At 49.4% G+C, this 17220-nt stretch carries 16 protein-coding genes; 2 read left to right on the top strand and 14 right to left on the bottom strand.

The window, feature by feature from the left end; genetic code table 11:
• Nucleotides 1–22: 22 nt before the first annotated feature.
• Together ACTVDO_RS06025 and ACTVDO_RS06020 are read right to left on the bottom strand one after the other, a co-directional pair.
• The gene (locus ACTVDO_RS06025) at nucleotides 23–514 is read right to left on the bottom strand and encodes a methylated-DNA--[protein]-cysteine S-methyltransferase (RefSeq protein ID WP_020959079.1); all 492 of its coding nucleotides are present in this window, start codon (nucleotides 512–514) and stop codon (nucleotides 23–25) included.
• A complete protein-coding gene (locus tag ACTVDO_RS06020; protein WP_442901206.1) occupies nucleotides 504–2720 on the bottom strand; it encodes a PAS domain S-box protein in 2217 nt (738 codons plus the stop codon). The genes ACTVDO_RS06025 and ACTVDO_RS06020 overlap by 11 nt, the downstream gene beginning before the upstream one ends.
• Nucleotides 2721–2916: 196 nt before the next feature.
• Between ACTVDO_RS06020 and ACTVDO_RS06015 the strand changes: the two genes are divergently transcribed.
• Nucleotides 2917–4686, top strand: coding sequence for a B12-binding domain-containing radical SAM protein (locus ACTVDO_RS06015; RefSeq protein WP_442901205.1), 1770 nt, complete (start codon nucleotides 2917–2919; stop codon nucleotides 4684–4686).
• A gap of 76 nt (nucleotides 4687–4762) precedes the next feature.
• Here the strand turns inward: ACTVDO_RS06015 and ACTVDO_RS06010 are convergent, their stop codons facing one another.
• The 9 genes from ACTVDO_RS06010 to ACTVDO_RS05970 all read right to left on the bottom strand — a co-directional run bounded on the left by ACTVDO_RS06010 (nucleotide 4763) and on the right by ACTVDO_RS05970 (nucleotide 13149).
• Nucleotides 4763–4912: a hypothetical protein gene (locus ACTVDO_RS06010; RefSeq protein WP_020959075.1), complete on the bottom strand. Its 150-nt coding sequence runs from the start codon at nucleotides 4910–4912 to the stop codon at nucleotides 4763–4765.
• Nucleotides 4905–5072, bottom strand: a complete 168-nt coding sequence (locus ACTVDO_RS06005) for a hypothetical protein (protein ID WP_011230441.1) — start codon at nucleotides 5070–5072, stop codon at nucleotides 4905–4907. Before ACTVDO_RS06005 ends, ACTVDO_RS06010 begins: the two co-directional genes overlap by 8 nt.
• Complete coding sequence (locus tag ACTVDO_RS06000) at nucleotides 5072–5221, bottom strand: hypothetical protein (protein ID WP_442901204.1); 150 nt, start codon at nucleotides 5219–5221, stop codon at nucleotides 5072–5074. Before ACTVDO_RS06000 ends, ACTVDO_RS06005 begins: the two co-directional genes overlap by 1 nt.
• Nucleotides 5222–5281: 60 nt before the next feature.
• Nucleotides 5282–6418: a zinc-dependent alcohol dehydrogenase gene (locus tag ACTVDO_RS05995; RefSeq protein ID WP_020959073.1), complete on the bottom strand. Its 1137-nt coding sequence runs from the start codon at nucleotides 6416–6418 to the stop codon at nucleotides 5282–5284.
• A gap of 232 nt (nucleotides 6419–6650) precedes the next feature.
• The gene (locus tag ACTVDO_RS05990) at nucleotides 6651–7478 is read right to left on the bottom strand and encodes a carbohydrate ABC transporter permease (RefSeq protein ID WP_020959072.1); all 828 of its coding nucleotides are present in this window, start codon (nucleotides 7476–7478) and stop codon (nucleotides 6651–6653) included.
• A 15-nt stretch (nucleotides 7479–7493) separates the two neighbouring features.
• Nucleotides 7494–8393, bottom strand: coding sequence for a carbohydrate ABC transporter permease (locus ACTVDO_RS05985; protein WP_442901203.1), 900 nt, complete (start codon nucleotides 8391–8393; stop codon nucleotides 7494–7496).
• Between the two features lie 126 nt (nucleotides 8394–8519).
• Nucleotides 8520–9788, bottom strand: coding sequence for an ABC transporter substrate-binding protein (locus tag ACTVDO_RS05980; protein ID WP_020959070.1), 1269 nt, complete (start codon nucleotides 9786–9788; stop codon nucleotides 8520–8522).
• Between the two features lie 60 nt (nucleotides 9789–9848).
• Complete coding sequence (locus tag ACTVDO_RS05975; RefSeq protein ID WP_020959069.1) at nucleotides 9849–11945, bottom strand: amylo-alpha-1,6-glucosidase; 2097 nt, start codon at nucleotides 11943–11945, stop codon at nucleotides 9849–9851.
• Between the two features lie 187 nt (nucleotides 11946–12132).
• Nucleotides 12133–13149: a LacI family DNA-binding transcriptional regulator gene (locus ACTVDO_RS05970; protein WP_023817529.1), complete on the bottom strand. Its 1017-nt coding sequence runs from the start codon at nucleotides 13147–13149 to the stop codon at nucleotides 12133–12135.
• Between the two features lie 175 nt (nucleotides 13150–13324).
• Here ACTVDO_RS05970 and ACTVDO_RS05965 point away from each other — a divergent pair, with 175 nt between their 5' ends.
• Nucleotides 13325–13525: an alpha/beta-type small acid-soluble spore protein gene (locus ACTVDO_RS05965; RefSeq protein WP_020959067.1), complete on the top strand. Its 201-nt coding sequence runs from the start codon at nucleotides 13325–13327 to the stop codon at nucleotides 13523–13525.
• 12 nt (nucleotides 13526–13537) lie between these two features.
• On the opposite strand, the gene ACTVDO_RS05960 is transcribed toward ACTVDO_RS05965, so the two are convergent.
• The 3 genes from ACTVDO_RS05960 to ACTVDO_RS05950 form a co-directional block, all read right to left on the bottom strand.
• Entirely contained in the window at nucleotides 13538–14584 is a 1047-nt protein-coding gene (locus tag ACTVDO_RS05960; RefSeq protein WP_020959066.1) for an anti-sigma factor domain-containing protein, read from the bottom strand.
• Complete coding sequence (sigI, locus tag ACTVDO_RS05955) at nucleotides 14581–15330, bottom strand: RNA polymerase sigma factor SigI (protein ID WP_420480327.1); 750 nt, start codon at nucleotides 15328–15330, stop codon at nucleotides 14581–14583. Before sigI ends, ACTVDO_RS05960 begins: the two co-directional genes overlap by 4 nt.
• Nucleotides 15331–15502: 172 nt before the next feature.
• Nucleotides 15503–16918: an amino acid permease gene (locus ACTVDO_RS05950; protein WP_020959064.1), complete on the bottom strand. Its 1416-nt coding sequence runs from the start codon at nucleotides 16916–16918 to the stop codon at nucleotides 15503–15505.
• Between the last annotated feature and the right edge of the window lie 302 nt (nucleotides 16919–17220).

The following is a 17220-nucleotide window of genomic DNA, read 5'->3' as shown; positions in this document are numbered from 1 at the left end:
GCGTTTTTTTCCACCATTCCGTCTATTTGTGGCGCCGCTCGAGCGCCAACAGTTTCTCCTTCACATCGGTGCGGCTTCCGGCATAGCCGGTCAAGGCGCCGTTTTTGCCGATCACGCGATGGCACGGAACGACAATGGCCAGTTCATTCGCCCGGTTCGCCTGTCCGACGGCGCGCACCGCTTTCGGACGGCCGATTTGCGCGGCAATATCGGCGTAGGTCGCCGTTTCGCCGTACGGAATGCGGCACAGCGCCTTCCACACGTCTTGTTGAAAAGCCGTGCCTTGCCACCGAAGCGGCAAAGCGAACGCTTGGCGGCGGCCATGAAAATATTCATCCAACTGCGCAAGCGCGCGTTCCAAAAGCGGCGACCGTTTTTCTACAACCGGATGCCCGCTCGCAAACGCGCGCCATTCTTTCGAAAACAGTTCGACTTTCACAATCGCATCGCCGTCAGAAGCGATGTAAATATCGCCGAGCAGCTCTGAACGGTATACTGCATAATCAATCGTCATCGTTGTCCTCTCTTTCCGTTCGTTCGATCGGCAGCGTAATATGAAACGTCGTGCCGACCCCGACTTCGCTTTCCACATCAATTTTCCCTTGGTGTTCTTCAATAATTTTGTAGCTGACCATTAGACCGAGCCCGGTGCCGCGCTCTTTCGTCGTATAAAACGGCTCGCCAAGCTTTTTAATTTTATCCTTCGGAATGCCGCACCCCTGGTCGGTGATCGAGATGCGCACATGGCAGCCGTCACGGGCGATGCGCACCGTAATGTCTCCGCCTTTGGGCATCACTTCAATGGCGTTTTTCAAAATGTTAATGAACACTTGCTTCAGCTGATTCGGCTCACAATACACCGGCGGCAGCCCGCGGTCGAAATCGGCAATGATTTGCACGTTATGCATCATCGCCTGGGCGCTGATCAAATCGATCGTATCTTGCATAATTTTGCAAATATCATTTTGCTTGTATTGCACGGCCTGCGGTTTGGCCAGGACAAGAAACTCGGTGATGATCGACTCAATCCGCTTCAACTCCGACATAATGACATTAAAATACATCGAATAGTCGCCGTCAATGCTTCCTTGCAGCAGCTGGATAAAGCCTTTTAATGCCGTCATCGGGTTGCGAATTTCATGGGCGATGCCCGCAGCCAGCTCGCCGACAACATTGAGCGTATCCGATTTGCGCAGCTGCAACTCCATTTCTTTGCGCTCCGTAACGTCGCGAAACCTCATCATCCCTACGCCAGGAATGACTTCTTTTTTCAACGAAAACTCAACGATTTTCCCCTTTCCCTCATCAGAAAACTCAACTTCACCGTTCGCCTCGCCGACGCGTTCACATTGTGCACGGAGCTTATTCAGCTGGCGGCGCGCCCGCTCTGGAACAAGCTCCATCACCGTTTGACCGAGCAGCGTTTCTTTTGCGGCAGCGAAAAAGTCGCAGGCGATCGGATTCGCGTCGATGATGCGATGCTTCTCATCCCACAGCAAAATGCCGTCCATCGCATGGTCGAAAATGCTGCGAAACTTTTGCTCGCTTTCGCGCAGCTCACGTTCGATTTTCCTTCGCTCGCTCACATTGCGGAAAATCGTCAAATGATAGCCGTCGATCGCCCCTTTTTTCATCGTAAACTCGAGCTGCTTATCCTCACCGTTCGGCATATGGAACGTCAATTCATCGCGAATTTCCCCTTTGCGGCGGAACTCGCTGAAAATGCGTTTCACCTTTTCGTCCCCATATTGCACAAAATCAAGCAAATTGCGGCGCACAAGCAAGTTCAACGGCAGCTCAAACGTCCGGCTCGCCGCTGGGTTGGCGTTCAATATGTAGCCAAAGTCGTCCCAAATGAGAATCGCTTCGTGTGCTTGCTCAAAAATGGCCCGGAATCGTTCTTCGCTTTTTTGCAATTTAATCTCCATGTTTTTCCGTTCGGTCACATCGCGCATAATGGCCATGTAAAAGCCGCTGTAAACGTTCGACGTCGCCGTCAGTTCAAACATTTTCACTGTTCCGTCCAGACGGACAAGCGACAATTCTCCTTTGGCCGTCCCTTTTTCCTTCACTTCCGACAGCAAGCGGGCAAACTCATCGGCGCATTCGCGGGCGACAAACTGCTGAAATGATAAACTGAGCAGCTTTCCTTTTTCCAAATTCAAGCTCATCGAAAACGCCGGATTCACGTCAATAAACCGCCCGAATTCGTCAAAAATGACGATGCCGTCGACCGCGCGGTTAAACACATCTTTAAACAAAAACTCGTGGATGATCCGCTCGCGCTCAAGCGCTTTATGAGCTGAGACGTCGCGCATCATAACGAGGTCAAACTCATTAAACACATCCTTTTTCATGGAAAATTCGATATGCTTCACTTTGCCGTCCGGCAGTTTGATGAGCAGTTCATCGCTGAACGAACCGAACTTTTGCAGCATCGACTGCTGAAATAATAAAATATCCGGCGGCACGAGCTCCAAAAACGAGGAAAACGAACGACCGATCAAGTGAAACTTATCCATTTCAAACAGCTTGCATGCCGCTTCATTGACGTCGACAAATTCACCATTTTTGTTTAGGATGACAATCGCATCAAGCGACCGCTCGAAAATGATCGAATAGCTGTTCAACCGCTCCTTTAGGCGCCGATTTTCTTCTTCGAGCAGCCGTACATCTGGCGTCGCATTTTGTTCTTCACGGGGAGAAAGGCTTTGGGCCATATGAATCTCTCCTTGTCTATTCAAACCATGTCAACTAAATATATATTCGATGTGGAAAAATTTACTCCTCCCTTTCTTTACGAAGATTTTTCAAAAATCTTTTTCACAACGTCCGACAAGTTTTTTCATCTTTTTCATTTGGCTAAACTGCGTTATAATGAAAGGTTAGTACAATGATAAAAGGAGTTTTGTTACAATGAACATTGTTTGTACGACATTAAACGCCAAATACATCCATATGAACCTCGCCATTCGCTATTTAAAAGCATACGCAATGCCGGAGTTTGACGTCAAGCTCGTTGAATATACGATCAAAGACCCGGCGCTGAATGTCGTCGCCGATTTGTACCAACGCCGGCCGGATGTCATCGGCTTCAGCTGCTACATTTGGAACATTGAAGAGACGGTCAAAGTCGTAAAGATGCTAAAGAAAGCGGCACCGCACATCCTCATCGTCGCCGGCGGACCGGAAGTATCATACGACGTACGCGAGTGGATGGAACGAGTGCCGGAATTTGATTTTATCGTGATCGGCGAAGGGGAAGAAACGTTTAAGCAACTGCTGTTCGCTCTAAACGGCAACAGGGACGTAAGCAGCATCGCCGGATTGGCGTTTCGTGACGGGGACCGCATCGTCATCAACCCACAGCGGAATAAAATCCGCTTGGCTGACATGCCGTCACCATTTCGCTTTCCAGAAGACATTCCCCATCTTCCAAACCGGGTCGTGTACGTCGAAACAAGCCGCGGCTGCCCGTTCAGCTGCCAGTTTTGCTTATCCTCAATCGAAGTCGGCGTCCGCTATTTTGACCGCGAAAAAATCAAAGACGACTTGCGCTATTTGATGCAGCACGGGGCGCGGACGATCAAGTTCGTCGACCGGACGTTCAACATCAGCCGCAGCTACGCGATGGACATGTTTCGCTTTTTAATTGACGAGCATGTGCCCGGAACGGTATTTCAGTTTGAAATTACCGCAGACATCATGCGCCCTGAGGTGATCGAGTTTTTAAACAACGAAGCGCCGCCTGGGCTGTTCCGCTTTGAAATCGGCGTTCAATCAACGAACGATGAGGTGAACCGCCTGATCATGCGCAAGCAAAACTTCGCCAAGTTGTCGCGGACGGTGACGATGATTAAAGAAGGCGGGAAAATTGCCCAGCACTTGGATTTGATCGCCGGCCTGCCGGAAGAAGACTACGACTCGTTTCGAAAGACGTTCAACGACGTGTTCGCCCTCCGTCCAGAGGAACTGCAGCTTGGATTTTTGAAGCTGCTGCGCGGCACCGGCCTGCGCCTGCGCGCCCATGAATACGGCTACGTCTATATGGACCATGCACCGTATGAAGTGTTAAGCAACAACGTCTTGTCGTTTGATGACGTCATCCGCATTAAACAAGTCGAGGACGTGCTTGAAAAATATTGGAACGCCCATCGGATGGATGAAACGATTGAATATTTAGTCACTGACGTCTTCCCATCGCCGTTTGACTTTTTCCAACAGTTTGGCACGTATTGGGATGAGCGCGGTTGGGCACGCATCGGCCACCAGTTAGAAGACTTGTTCCGCCGTCTCCATGAGTTTTTGCGCACATCTGCGCCAGACGCTTTGCCGATCGCCGAATCGCTCATGAAATACGACTACTTGCGCAACCAAAAATATAAGCCGCGCAAGCCGTGGTGGGACGAAAAGACGGAGAAAGCGACGCGCGCGGCCGTCTACCGCGCGCTGCTCGAACGGCCCGAGGCGCTCGGGGCGGATTTTGCCGCCCTTGGGCTCGGAGAAAAGGAGCTGTTTAAACATACGGTCGTGGAAATCGTGCCGGTCGATGTCGGCCGCTACGCCGCGAAAAAGCAACTCTCATGGGCGCCAACTGCCATCGTCGCGTATTTTGACCCGTCCGGCGCCGGTGCGACACTGTTTTCCGCACCGCTGTCCGCCTTGTCCGCTTCGGCATCCGCCTAACCGTCAAGCGCAAGGGATAGGACCGCGCAATGATCGTATCGCGCTTTTTGCGCTTCATATGAAAAAGCAGGGAGCGTTATCCCTGCTTTTTGCGCTTCTTTTCGTTTTCTTTCGCCCGTTTTTGTTCCTCGATGATCCAAAGCGGCTCGTGGGCGGCGAAATCGCCCCATTCAAACGCCATTTCTTCATTCATTCGAGCGGGCCGTTCCCGATCCTGTTTATCCATCTCCGCCTCCTTGGCGGCCTTTTTTCGAGTTGCGGTTTGCGCCGCGAATCATATCTTCCTCGCCGGCGTATTGGGCCGCAAATTCGGTATCCGGCAAGCTTTCTGTCGGTGTTTTATTGTTGTTCTTTGCGGCGTCGAACTTTACCTTCCGTTTCATCATCACTTCGCCTCCTCATCCATTGTTTCCCGCTGGTACGCGACAAGCACAATTTCTTCTCCGGTCTCTTCGCGCAGCCGCTGTTCAAGCTGCTGCAACTGACGAAGCGTCCCATCCTGCAGGCGGGCGACCGGAAATGCGACGTTCGCCACATCCATCCTCCTTCCGCATTTTTTCTTATCGTCTCTCCGCTGCGCCGACTTTATGCGCCGCTACGGTTTCAATACGACTTTAATGCAGCCGTCTTTCTTTTCATCGAAAATCTCGTACGCATATTGCGCCTTATCAAGCGGAAGACGGTGCGTAATAATATCGGTTGGATCGAACTTTCCTTCGACGATCCATTCGTACAGCGTCGGAATGTAATGAATGACCGGCGCCTGCCCCATTTTCAGCGTAATGTTGCGCGAAAACAAATCACCAAGCGGAAACTGATTGTACCGTGAACCGTACACCCCGACAAGCTGGATCGTTCCGCCTTTGCGCACCGCCTGTGAAGCGATGACAATCGCTCCCATCGCTCCCCCTTGCAGCTTCAGCGCCGAGCCGATCAATTCAAGCGGCGTCATTTTTCCGTCTAGGCCGACACAATCGATGACGACATCGGCCCCGCCACCGGTTAACTCCTTAATGTATTCGCCGGTGTTTTCATATTCGGTAAAGTTGATCGTCTCAACTTTATTCGTCTTTTTCGCATGTTCGAGCCGATAGTCAATATAATCGACGGCAATGACGCGCTTCGCTCCTTTCAGCCAGGCGAACTTTTGCGTCAACAATCCAACCGGACCGCAGCCGAGCACGACGACTGTATCACCGTCTTTCACCCCTGCCTCATCGACGCCCCAAAACGCGGTCGGGACAATATCTGACAAAAACAAGAGCTTTTCATCTTCGAGCTCGCAATCGTCCGGGACGACAAACGGAGTGAAGTTGGCAAACGGCACGCGCAAGTATTCAGCTTGCCCGCCCGGGTAGCCGCCAAACGTTTCAGAATAGCCAAAGTATGCCCCCGATTCGCCGTTCGGGTTGGACGCATCGCACTGGCTTTCAAGCCCGTGCTGGCAATACCAACATTGCCCGCAGGCGATCGTAAACGGCACGATGACGCGATCGCCTTTTTTCACTTTCGTCACCGCCGGCCCGACTTCCTCGACAATGCCCATCGGCTCGTGGCCGATAATAAAATCTTCCGGCATGTTCGGCACCATGCCGTGCACTAAATGAAGATCCGAGCCGCAAATGGCGGTGCTTGTAATGTTTACGATGATGTCATCCTCTTTCAAAATTTTTGGGTCGGGCACTTGTTTGACGGCGACATCTTTTATACCTTGGTATGTGACAGCTTTCATCCTCTTCCTCCTTCCTCTCTTTCCGGACGGATCAGCCAAGCAGCAAGAGCGCTGCCAAGCAGCGCCAGCCCGCTGACTTTCCTGTGAAGTCCATATTTCCACCTATATGATGTGCGTTTTTTTCACGGATATGCCGTACGAAAAAAGGCTGCCGCCAAAGGAGGACAAAACCTCCCGTTTGGCGAACAGCCCCTTCTTGCCATGATCGGCAAACCATTGTACAGGACAACCATTATTTCCCACCTGTAAACGAAATGCCTTTGATGAAGTAGCGGTTGAAAAAGGCGTAAATGATCAACACCGGCAGCGTAAACACCATGGACGCTGCCATAATATAATTCCAATAGCTGATGTACTGCCCTTTGAAGCTGTTAAGGCCAAGCGGTAGTGTAAACAACTGCGGATCAGACAAAATAATGAGCGGACGCATAAAGTCATTCCATGAACTCATAAAGACGAAAATGGCCTGAGCCGCCAACGCCGGGCGGGCGAGCGGTAGCACAATCCGGAAAAAGATCCCGAGCCGGCCAAGTCCATCGAGTTCTGCAGCCTCTTCCAATTCCTTCGGAAAATTGATAAAAAACTGCCGCATCATGAAAATAAACGTGGCGTTAATCATCGTCGGCACGATCATTCCTTGATACGAGTTTAACCAACCAAGCTGCTTTAAAATCAAATAGTTTGGAATCATCGTCACTTGTGCCGGAATCATTAAGACGGCTAAAATGATCAGAAACAGCGGTTTTCTCCCGGGAAATTGCAACCGCGCCAGCGCATAGCCGGCCATAGAATTAAATAATAAATTGAGCACAGTCACTGCCGCGGCAATAATTACACTATTTAACAACCAGCGTGGGAATAGTTCCTGCTCAACAAAAATTTGTTTGTAATTATCCAATGTGAACTGTTTTGGAACAATAGACATTGTTCCGCTGACAATTTCCTCGAGTGTCTTGAACGAGGAAGACAACGCCCATAAAAACGGAATGAGCGTAATGATCGCATAGATGATAAGCACAACATACAGTAGCGCTTTTCCAATCCGTATTTTTCTTTTCATCTCGTCCTCCACTCCTTAATAAAGGGACTCCTCTTTCGATAACTTCCGCTGAAGCAATGTAGCGATTAAAATAATGATGGCCAACGCAAATGCCAATGCAGCAGCGTACCCCATCGTTCCTAGCATTTTGAACGCATATTGGTAAATAAGAAGCACAACGGTTAACGTAGAGTTGTTCGGTCCGCCAGAACCAGCTGAGAAAATATACGATTGGTCAAACAATTGGAACGTGCCGATCAGTCCCATGATCACTACAAACGATGTGACCGGGCGCAAATACGGGACAGTGACGTGCCAAAACTTCTGCCAGGCGTTAGCCCCGTCTAATTCCGCCGCTTCGTACAAGGAATCAGGAATATCTTGCAATGCCGCCAAATAAATGACCATAAAGTACGGAGCCGTTGACCAAATGTTCATGATCATGATCGCATTCAACGCGACATCTGGATCGCCGAGCCAGTTATATGTCGGCAGTCCAACTGCTTCAAGTACATGGTTAATTAAGCCATTTTGGTTGTACATCCACATGAAAATAAGCGTCAATACCGCCGAAGAAGTCAAGGTCGGCAAAAAGTAAACGATACGGAAAAATCTTTCTCCTTTCAACCCGGCATTTAAGGTAGCGGCTAACACAAGAGCCAAAATCGTTTGGCACGGAACGACAATCACTACATATTTCAGCGTGTTCCACAGCGCGATTTTCGCCCGGGTATCGTTAGCTATACGGGTAAAGTTATCAAACCCGACGAACTCGAACGATGTCGCCCCCAACAATTGCACTTTATGAAATGCCAAAAAAACCGCGAACACGATCGGACCGATAATAAATAAAAGAAGAACAAATAAAGCTGGAGATAAGAACAAGTAAGCCGATCCTGTTTCCCGCCACATTTTTTTCGTTAATGTCTGCTTCATCCTTTTTCATCCCCTTGCCATCGAATCGCTGTTCCCCTCTTTCTAACGCAGCCGTGGAGCTGCTGCCAGAAAGAAAGGAACAGCACTCCGGCAGAAGCTTTTTTCCTGCCGGAGGCCTGTTTTCATTTATCTATTTTCAATTTCACTGTTCGCTGTTTTTTCTGCCTCTTTCAATGCGTCAGCAAGCGGTCGCTCCCCTAAGAAAGCACTGATGAACTGGTTATTGAAGTTGTTGACAATAATGGGCAAGTTCGTGCCATTTTGCCATACAGTTGCATACGGCGCCCCGGCAACTAACGGTGCTCGCAGCGGATCTTTGTCAAAACCGAGTTCAGCAGCGACCGATTTGCGCGTCGGCAAGGCGTAGCCCTTGCTTGTCCATGTTTTCATGCCTTCCTTCCCGGTCAAATACGAGATGAGTTTCCAAGCTGCTTCTTTCTTTTGGGAATCTTTGTTCATAACATAGGCTACCGTATACGCCATCGTTGCTTTTTTGCCATTGATCATCGGGATCTCTGCTGTTCCAAACTCTACATCAGGGAACGTATCTTGCAAAAACGGAATCGCCCAGTTTCCTTCAATCACCATAGCGGCCTTGCCTTGGCCGAACATCTCGCCACCCCATGTCGCCCCGACTTCATTCGGCTGAGCTGCCGACTTATCTTTTACATGCATATCAACAATCGGCTGAAGCGCTCCGACGACTTTTGGATCAGCGAAACTTGCCTTATTGTCCGTCACGACTTTGCCGCCTTTCGACTCGGCAATGTAGTATAAGCGGGCTAATTCCGGGGCAACGCCAAACCCATATACGTCTTTCCCTTTCGTTAGCTTTTTCGCTACCTCTCGCAGTTCATCCCACGTTTTCGGCACCTCAAGGCCTGCTTCTTCAAACATTTTTTTATTGTAAAACAGCGCCAACGTCGAATAATCTTTCGGGAATCCATAAATTTTTCCATCTTTCCCTTTAAATGCGTCGAGCATCGGTTTTTCAAAGTCGTCAATATCAAACTCATCGGTCACATATTTGTCAAGCGGCTCGAGCGCCCCAGTTTCGATCAGAGCCGGAGCTTCAAACGCATCGAGATAAAAAACATCCGGCCCCTGTCCCCCTGCTAAACGGGTTTTAATGACATCCATATATTGATCGGCAATAACCTCATATTTGACTTTAATATTAGGGTGTGTTTTCTCAAAATCGTCGAGCGTTTGCTGCAGTAGCTTTTGCTCGCTCGGATTGCCGCCCCAGCCGGCTAATGTGACCTCCACTTTCTCCCCTTGTTTGCTGTCCCCGTTTGCCTGTTTCGCTTCCTCACCACCGCCGCAACCGGTCAAAAGGCTGCCAAACAGCAATGTCGTAATGCCTAGCGTCGCCATCCACTTTGTTTTGCCCATGTAAACAACCTCCCGAAAAATGGTTTATATTCACAGGGAAAGGGGAGCCTTCCCCCGTTTTTAACAAATGACAACATCCCAGCCTGTCGTATTTTCATCGATTTGGACGTTGAGCTTTTCCTTCTCGCGCATAACGGTCAATGACAACCGCCCACCACCGATAGAGATGTTTTCCACCCGCAACACGTTCATCGTATCAAGCAGTATCGGAGATAAATAAATTTTCTTTTCAAGCGCATTCGGGAACAATCCTAACAAGGTTTGAATAAACACTAGCGGCGTTCCGGCCGCCCATGCCTGCGGCGAGCAGGCGACAGGGTAGCGAACCGGCTTGCCGACCGAGCGCCCATATCCACAAAACAGTTCCGGAAGTCGGTCATATTCAAAGTAGTTCGCCGCCTCCGTCAACCCTTGAATCACTGTTTTCACCTCATGATGCTTTCCTAGCTTGCCGAGGCCAAGCAAAATCAAGCTGTTGTCGTGCGGCCATACGCTCCCGTTATGATAGCTCATCGGATTATACCCTGCTTCTCCTTCCCCCATCGTGCGGATCCCATAGCCGGAAAACATCTTTGCAGATAAAAGCATTTGAACAACCGCCTCGACCCGCTCTTCATTCAGCATTCCCGACAGCAGTACATGCCCAGGGTTTGACGTCACCGTGCCGACTCGTTCTTTCTTTTCGTCTAAAGCGATGGCGTAAAACTGTACATCTTCCATCCAAAAGTGCTCGTCAAACCGCTCCTTCAACACCTCCGCTTGACGACGCAATTCATCGGCTCGCTCCCGCTCGCCGAGATGCTCGAAAATGTCGGCCAGTGCTGTTTTCGCTTGGTATACATACCCTTGCACCTCGACGAGGGCGATCGGAGAACGCGCGTATTCGCCATCTCGATGGACAACCGAATCCCCAGAATCTTTCCATCCTTGGTTCGCAATTCCTTTGCTCGATTGCTGATGATACTCAACAAACAAGTCGCCATCGCGGTCGCCGTACTCATCAATCCAGGCAAGCGCCGCATCAATGTGCCCGCGCAGCTGGCTGAAAAGAGCAAAATCTCCAGTCCATTTTACGTACTCTGTCACCAACACTAAAAACAGCGGTGTGGCGTCGATCGTTCCATAGTAAGGGGTAAATGGAATTTGATTCGTATTGGCTAACTCGCCAAAGCGGATTTCATGCATTATTTTTCCCGGCTGCTCATCCCGCCACGGATCTTCCCTTTTTCCCTGAAATCGGGCCATCGTCAGCAATGTTCCTTTCGCCACTTCGTGATTGAACGGAAGAAGTTGCAGCGCAGCGATAAGACTGTCACGGCCAAACGGCACCCCAAACCACGGCAACCCGGCTACTGGAAACTGTCCATATCCTAAGTCGGTCAGCAGCACCCGCAAGTCGATGATCCCGCGATGGACAAGGCGTTCAAGATGGCGGTCATCGGTTGTAATTTTCGTTATGTTCTCTTCCCAGCGTTGATACGATTTTCTCAGGCGGCGAAACGCCTCCTCCGGCGGAACAGGTTGTTTCTCTTCCGCTTCTCCTATATGCGGTGCGATCGTAAAAGTAATACTTTGCTCCTCCTCATGTTCGAGAACAAAATGAAAAGAGATTTCTCCGTGCTCAAACACTGCCTTTTCCGGCCGATCCCAGGTGATTCGTGTTGCCCGCCTGATCCCGTCGCTCCCCACATAGCCAAACGTTAACGAGCGATCGCCGATTATCTGTCCGGTCCGTTTTCCAACTTCCCCTGTCTGAAATCCGCGAACAATAAACATGTCAGCAAAATCCGCATCCATATGTACATTGATTTCAAACTGCACCCGCTTTGGATTATAGTTTTTTAATTTCATCGTTTCATAGAGAACATCGCCGTATATGAAGCGCTTTCGCTCAATTTCAACCGATTCACGCCATAATATAACTTCCCCGTTTTTCTCCATATGCGGGTTCGTCAACAAAATCGTGGCGGCATAATTTTCTGCGGCGTCAGACGACAGCAACACTGGTTTTTCTCTGTTGATGCGCAAATCCCATTTGCTTAAAAAACGGGTATCTTTCGTGTATAAACCAAGCCCGTATGGATGGTGCTCCGGGATATTCCCCTCACCGTCTGTCAGCAAAAATAAGTCGTTTTCCTTGATCACACGGTAATCCATGTTACTTCCTCCTCTTGATGTTTTCCAATTTTATACACAATACCAAAACGTTTTGGGATTAAAACAAAAAGAAAACGATTAAGAAAACGTTTTGATTACCGAATATACTTTCTTTTCTATCCCGAAACGTTTCCGTTTTTCCTTAAAAAAAATATATCCCTTGTGACCTTCGCAAATAACGCAGCGGCTACTTCTCCCCCTTGGCCGTCGATGCCCGGATCTTCAGCTCTGTTTGCAAAACTTTCACGTGCGAATCCGCCTTTCCTTCCAACATGGCAATCAGCAACTTAGCAGCTTCATACCCCATAGCGAACTTATCCTGTGCGACTGTTGATAGCGAAGGCGAGGAGTATGAGGCTAAAATAATGTCGTCATAACCGATGACCGCGACATCCTCCGGCACCCGCTTTCCAAGCCGTTTTACGGCCTTAATAACGCCGAGCGCCATTAAATCGCTGGCACAAAAAAACGCTGTGATTTCTGGGTAGTGCTGAAGCAACCGCAACGCTTCCTGCTCGGCAATTTCTTCACGAAACGCCCCATTTGCAATCCAATATTCCCGTACTGGCAGCCCCCCCTCAAGAAGCGCCTCCTTAAATCCTTTCAGCCGCTGCTCGCTCACAAAGGCGTACTCATAACCGTTAATCATGGCAATTCGTTTATGCCCGAGTTCAATTAAATGGCGCACCGCGTTTTTCGCCCCAAGCACATTGTCTGTCGTTACATAGCCAACCGTCTTCGACTCGATCGGAATATCGATCAGAACACACGGAATGTTGCTCTCCACGACTTCATGCAAGTACGGGTCATCGGTGCGGATCCCTTGCAAAATTGCTCCATCAACACGGCGCTCCCGGCACAGTTGGGTGTACGTTTTTTCCCGCTGTTTCGTCGACGTCGTACTGAACAACACCATATCATAGTCGACTTCACTTACATATTCGTTGACGCCGGCTAGCACCTCAAACGTAAAATTGTCCTTGGCACTTTCCTTTGTCAATCCGGAAACGAGCAATCCGATCGTTTTCGATTTATTCATGACAAGTCCACGCGCGAGCGTATTCGGGCTGTAGTTTAGTTGCTTGGCAATATCAATGATCTTTTGCCTTGTGTTTTCATTGACGTCGGAATAGCCGTTTAACGCACGTGAAACCGTAGTAATCGAAACCCCTGCCGCTTTGGCAATATCTTTAATCGTTGTCACTGCCATTCCTCCAAAACGTTTCGAATCCTGTCGTTGACTCCATTAAACCATAGACCGAAAACGTTTGCAATCTTTTTTTGACAATAATTCCTCCCTTTAATTCCCACCTATCCACCCCTGCTTGCTCGCACATACTAATGGTGCCAGACTAAAACATTAAAAGGAGGCAAATCAGATGGCACGTGGAAGCAACAAACTGCTCGTTCCAGGCATTGAACAAGCGTTAGAACAAATTAAATATGAAATCGCCCAAGAGTTTGGTGTACAGCTCGGAGCTGGCACTGTTTCACGCGCCAACGGCTCCGTCGGCGGGGAAATTACGAAACGGCTCGTCGCCCAGGCGCAAAGCGAGTTGGCAGGCCGAAGAACAGAATAAAGCCGAGCGCAATCACTCGGCTTTTTTCGTTTTGGAATCCATTGCTTCCGGCTGACGGTCGGGGCGGGTGGGCTCGTGCCGCTCTTTTTGGCCACTGCCATCCGGCCGTCCGCCCGCCTCTTTTTTCTCCACATAATGACCGCCCGGCCGCGATGGTCGGGCGTTTCCATGGTTTTTCCCTTTCGGAGAAATTTCCTTATCCGAAGGAGAATTTTCTTTATTTGAACCGGAGTTTTTCCGCTCGTGCGGCGGCTGTTTTTCTTTTTTCTGTTGCTTTGATTTCTGCTCGTCATGCTTTTGTTTCGATTGCGGCTGCTCCCGTTTTTGCCCTTTCGGTGACGATGTTTTCTTTTCTTCCCTTCCGCCTTGGCCTTTCCCTTTGTTCGGTTTGACAGATGTCGATGAAGCCGGCTTTGCTTTTTTCTCGATTTGCAATAGTTTGCCGGTTGTCATTCCCCGTTCGGCTGCCCGGCTGCGCACTTCCATCGTGCTGTTCGCCGTCGTAATCACGATCCGATCATCCGCTACCGACCGCCGAATTTCAGCGAGCTCAGCGGACAACTTCCGCGCCGAGGAGGCGTCGTGCTCTTTCTCTACCGTCGTAATGAGCACTTCCCCGCCCTCATTTAAATATCCCTTTTGTTCGCTCAATGCAATAATCTGTTTCGCCACAGCAGAAAACGTTTCATTTTTCCATGAAGGAAGCGCCGCAAGCACGTTTTTTCCTTCCTCATTATACGCCTTTAACGTCAACACATGGAGCTCATCATCGACTCCCGCTTCAATGCTCGGATTAATGTCGATCGACATATAAGCATACACCGCGTCGGAAGGCCATTGAACCCAGGTGGTAATAAGCAGCACGGCGGCTACCAAAGCGCTCACCACCGCATATCGAAACGAACGGCGATGAAATGGAAAGGGTTTTTTTACTACGCCCGCCTCAATCTCTTCGCCGATTTCACACTCCCCTTCCTTTTTTACTCGAAGGAACTCCCCTTCCGGCGTCAACACGGTGACGAACTCTTCGTCCAATTCCAGCACAATCCCCTTTTTCACGATGGAAGCACCCCTTTTATATAGTCCTTTAAGTAAAGATAGTCGCCCGCCAAAATGACCGCGACCGCAATAATGTATTTTCTATTTCTCTCAATCGTTTTGCGGCTGACGGACGCCATCGTTTCCAGCTGTTTAATGGGCAACTGCTTTTTTTGGAACAACAGGCCGAGCAGTTCCTCTTTCTCCACAAGCAGCTGGGCGACACGAATGGCGTTTAGGCGGGCGTCTTTATGTTTTGGCGACTGTTCAACTAAATCGTGAAAATGAATGCCGAATTGTTTCAGCACTTGCTGGTAATGGATGATTTCTTCTCGGCGCTGCTCCTGTTCGATTTGTTTGTAAAATTCATCGACAGAGAGTCTGGCGTCCAAGTATGTTTGCGCCGTATATTCGTGATCCTCCCCGTTCTCGACATGCCATAATGCATCCCGTATTCTCGCCTCTTTCCGAATATAGTCAATCAGGCGCCGTTTAATGAGCAACTCAGCGAACGAGAGGAAGGAACCTCCTTTATGCGGCGCATACTTTTCAATCGCTTCATTAAAGGCGATCAGCCCGATGCTCGCCTCATCATCCTCTTCGCGAATGAACCGCTTGCACACGCTCGAGGCCGTTTTGGCGATAAACGGCTTATATTGTTGAATCAATTCGTTGCGCAGCGCTTCATTCCCTTGTTGGATTTCCGCAACCGTCTGTTCAAGCGTCCTCTCTCTCTTTTTTAATAATGTACCAAACATCGATTTCACCCCGCTTATACAAGACGGACTGACGCTTTTTCTTTACACTATTCGTACATGGTAAGGGAAATATGGCCGTCATTCAAGAAAAAAATCATTCCAGGCAAGGAACGTCGACCGAACAAAAAGAGGCTTTCCCGACCCCTCGTTCAGGAAAGCCTCTTCTTTTTCCATTGGCCAATCAGCCGACTTTCTCTTCACTTTCGGCCGTTTGATTGAGTGCGCTATGCTTCCGGCCGTAAACAAAGTAAATCACCAAGCCGATAAGCAGCCACGAAATAAAACCGATCCATGTCGTCGCTGGGAGCTGAAGGACTAAGTAGCCGCAGAACAAAACCGCTAAAATCGGAACGACCGGAACGAACGGGACGCGAAACGCCCGCTTTAAGTTGGGCTGTGTTTTGCGCAGTACTAAAACGCCCACTGATACGGTAATAAAAGCAAAAAGTGTGCCAATGTTTGTCAGTTCCGCCAGTTTGTTCAGCGGGATGATGCCCGCGAATACCGCAACAACCGTGCCGGTTAGCCACGTGTTTACGTATGGCACCTGGCGGGTCGGGCTAATGCGGGCGAACACTTTCGGCAGTAAACCGTCGCGACTGATGGCATAAAAGAGACGCGTTTGCCCATAAAGCATGACAAGTAACACTGTCGTAATACCGGCAATCGCTCCAAGTGAAATAAAGCCGGCGACCCAGTCTTGATTGATATAGGTTAACGCGAACGCTACCGGATTTTTTACGTTCAGCTGCTCGTACGGAACAATGCCCGTCAATACGAGCGAGACCGCGACATACAATAATGTACAAACAAGCAGCGACACAATGATGCCGATTGGCATATTGCGCTGCGGGTTTCGCACTTCTTCCGCCGCGGTCGACACCGCATCAAATCCAATGTAAGCGAAAAACACGGTCGCGGCGCCGGCCGCTACGCCCGCAAACCCGAAAGGCATAAACGGCGTCCAGTTTTCCGGCTTGACATACCAAACGCCAACTGCCAAGAAAAGCAAGATGACTGCCACTTTAATAAAGACAACGATCGCATTGAAACGGGCTGATTTTTTCGCCCCCATGTTCAACAAAAAGGTAATGAACAAAATGATGAGAATGGCCGGTAAATCGATAAACGTTCCTTTCTCCGGGTTGTACGCACTCGTGAGCGCCTTTGGCAGCTCAATACCAAAGCCGGCAAGCAGCCCTTGAAAATAGCCGGACCAGCCGGCGGCCACCGCTGATGAGGCAACCCCATACTCTAAAATCAAGTCCCAACCTAAAATCCAGGCAAACAGTTCGCCGAACGTTGCATAGCTATATGTGTACGCGCTCCCCGACACCGGCACGGTTGAGGCGAACTCCGCGTAGCAAAGCGCGGCGAATGCGCACGCCAATGCAGATAAAATAAACGATAGAACGAGCGCCGGACCGGCGTGCTCCGCCGCCGCCACCCCGGTCAGAACAAAAATGCCTGTCCCGATGATGGCGCCGATGCCGAGCATCGTTAAGTCGAATGCGCCTAATTCTTTTCGCAGTGAGGCTCCTTTCGCCCCCGATTCGTTTAAAAGTGCTTGAATCGGTTTTTTACGAAACAAATTCATCGAATGTCTCCCCTTGTTGTTTTTTGTAGAAAAATGTCGAATTTACTCGGCAGACACAGTTAGCATTCTACATGATCCTTGTTTTTTTGTAAAGTGCGAAAATAAGAAAAACAGAAAAATTTTTTGGTTTATATAATAAAGAAAAAATTGTTCCTAATAATAATAAAAAAATCAATTTACAAATTTTTCAGATAAATATATAATGAATGTGTGACAAATTTGTGACAAGAAAGGAGGGCCCGCGCTGCTACTGTCTCGCACGTTCTGCCAACTCATTTGAAAACGCTTTAGCAAAGATAAGG

The organism is Geobacillus sp. BK01, from assembly GCF_052220245.1.
Lineage (GTDB): Bacteria > Bacillota > Bacilli > Bacillales > Anoxybacillaceae > Geobacillus.
This window is presented reverse-complemented; position numbering and strand designations above follow the sequence as displayed.

Bases quoted from the DNA above. Each gene is read 5' to 3' on its own strand.
- ACTVDO_RS05995 (WP_020959073.1), bottom strand. From the start codon at position 6,418: ATGAAAGCTGTCACATACCAAGGTATAAAAGATGTCGCCGTCAAACAA.
- ACTVDO_RS06010 (WP_020959075.1), bottom strand. From the start codon at position 4,912: ATGGATAAACAGGATCGGGAACGGCCCGCTCGAATGAATGAAGAAATG.
- ACTVDO_RS06005 (WP_011230441.1), bottom strand. From the start codon at position 5,072: ATGATGAAACGGAAGGTAAAGTTCGACGCCGCAAAGAACAACAATAAA.
- ACTVDO_RS05990 (WP_020959072.1), bottom strand. From the start codon at position 7,478: ATGAAAAGAAAAATACGGATTGGAAAAGCGCTACTGTATGTTGTGCTT.
- ACTVDO_RS06025 (WP_020959079.1), bottom strand. From the start codon at position 514: ATGACGATTGATTATGCAGTATACCGTTCAGAGCTGCTCGGCGATATT.
- ACTVDO_RS06020 (WP_442901206.1), bottom strand. From the start codon at position 2,720: ATGGCCCAAAGCCTTTCTCCCCGTGAAGAACAAAATGCGACGCCAGAT.
- ACTVDO_RS05985 (WP_442901203.1), bottom strand. From the start codon at position 8,393: ATGAAGCAGACATTAACGAAAAAAATGTGGCGGGAAACAGGATCGGCT.
- ACTVDO_RS05950 (WP_020959064.1), bottom strand. From the start codon at position 16,918: ATGAATTTGTTTCGTAAAAAACCGATTCAAGCACTTTTAAACGAATCG.
- ACTVDO_RS06015 (WP_442901205.1), top strand. From the start codon at position 2,917: ATGAACATTGTTTGTACGACATTAAACGCCAAATACATCCATATGAAC.
- ACTVDO_RS05975 (WP_020959069.1), bottom strand. From the start codon at position 11,945: ATGGATTACCGTGTGATCAAGGAAAACGACTTATTTTTGCTGACAGAC.
- ACTVDO_RS05980 (WP_020959070.1), bottom strand. From the start codon at position 9,788: ATGGGCAAAACAAAGTGGATGGCGACGCTAGGCATTACGACATTGCTG.
- ACTVDO_RS05965 (WP_020959067.1), top strand. From the start codon at position 13,325: ATGGCACGTGGAAGCAACAAACTGCTCGTTCCAGGCATTGAACAAGCG.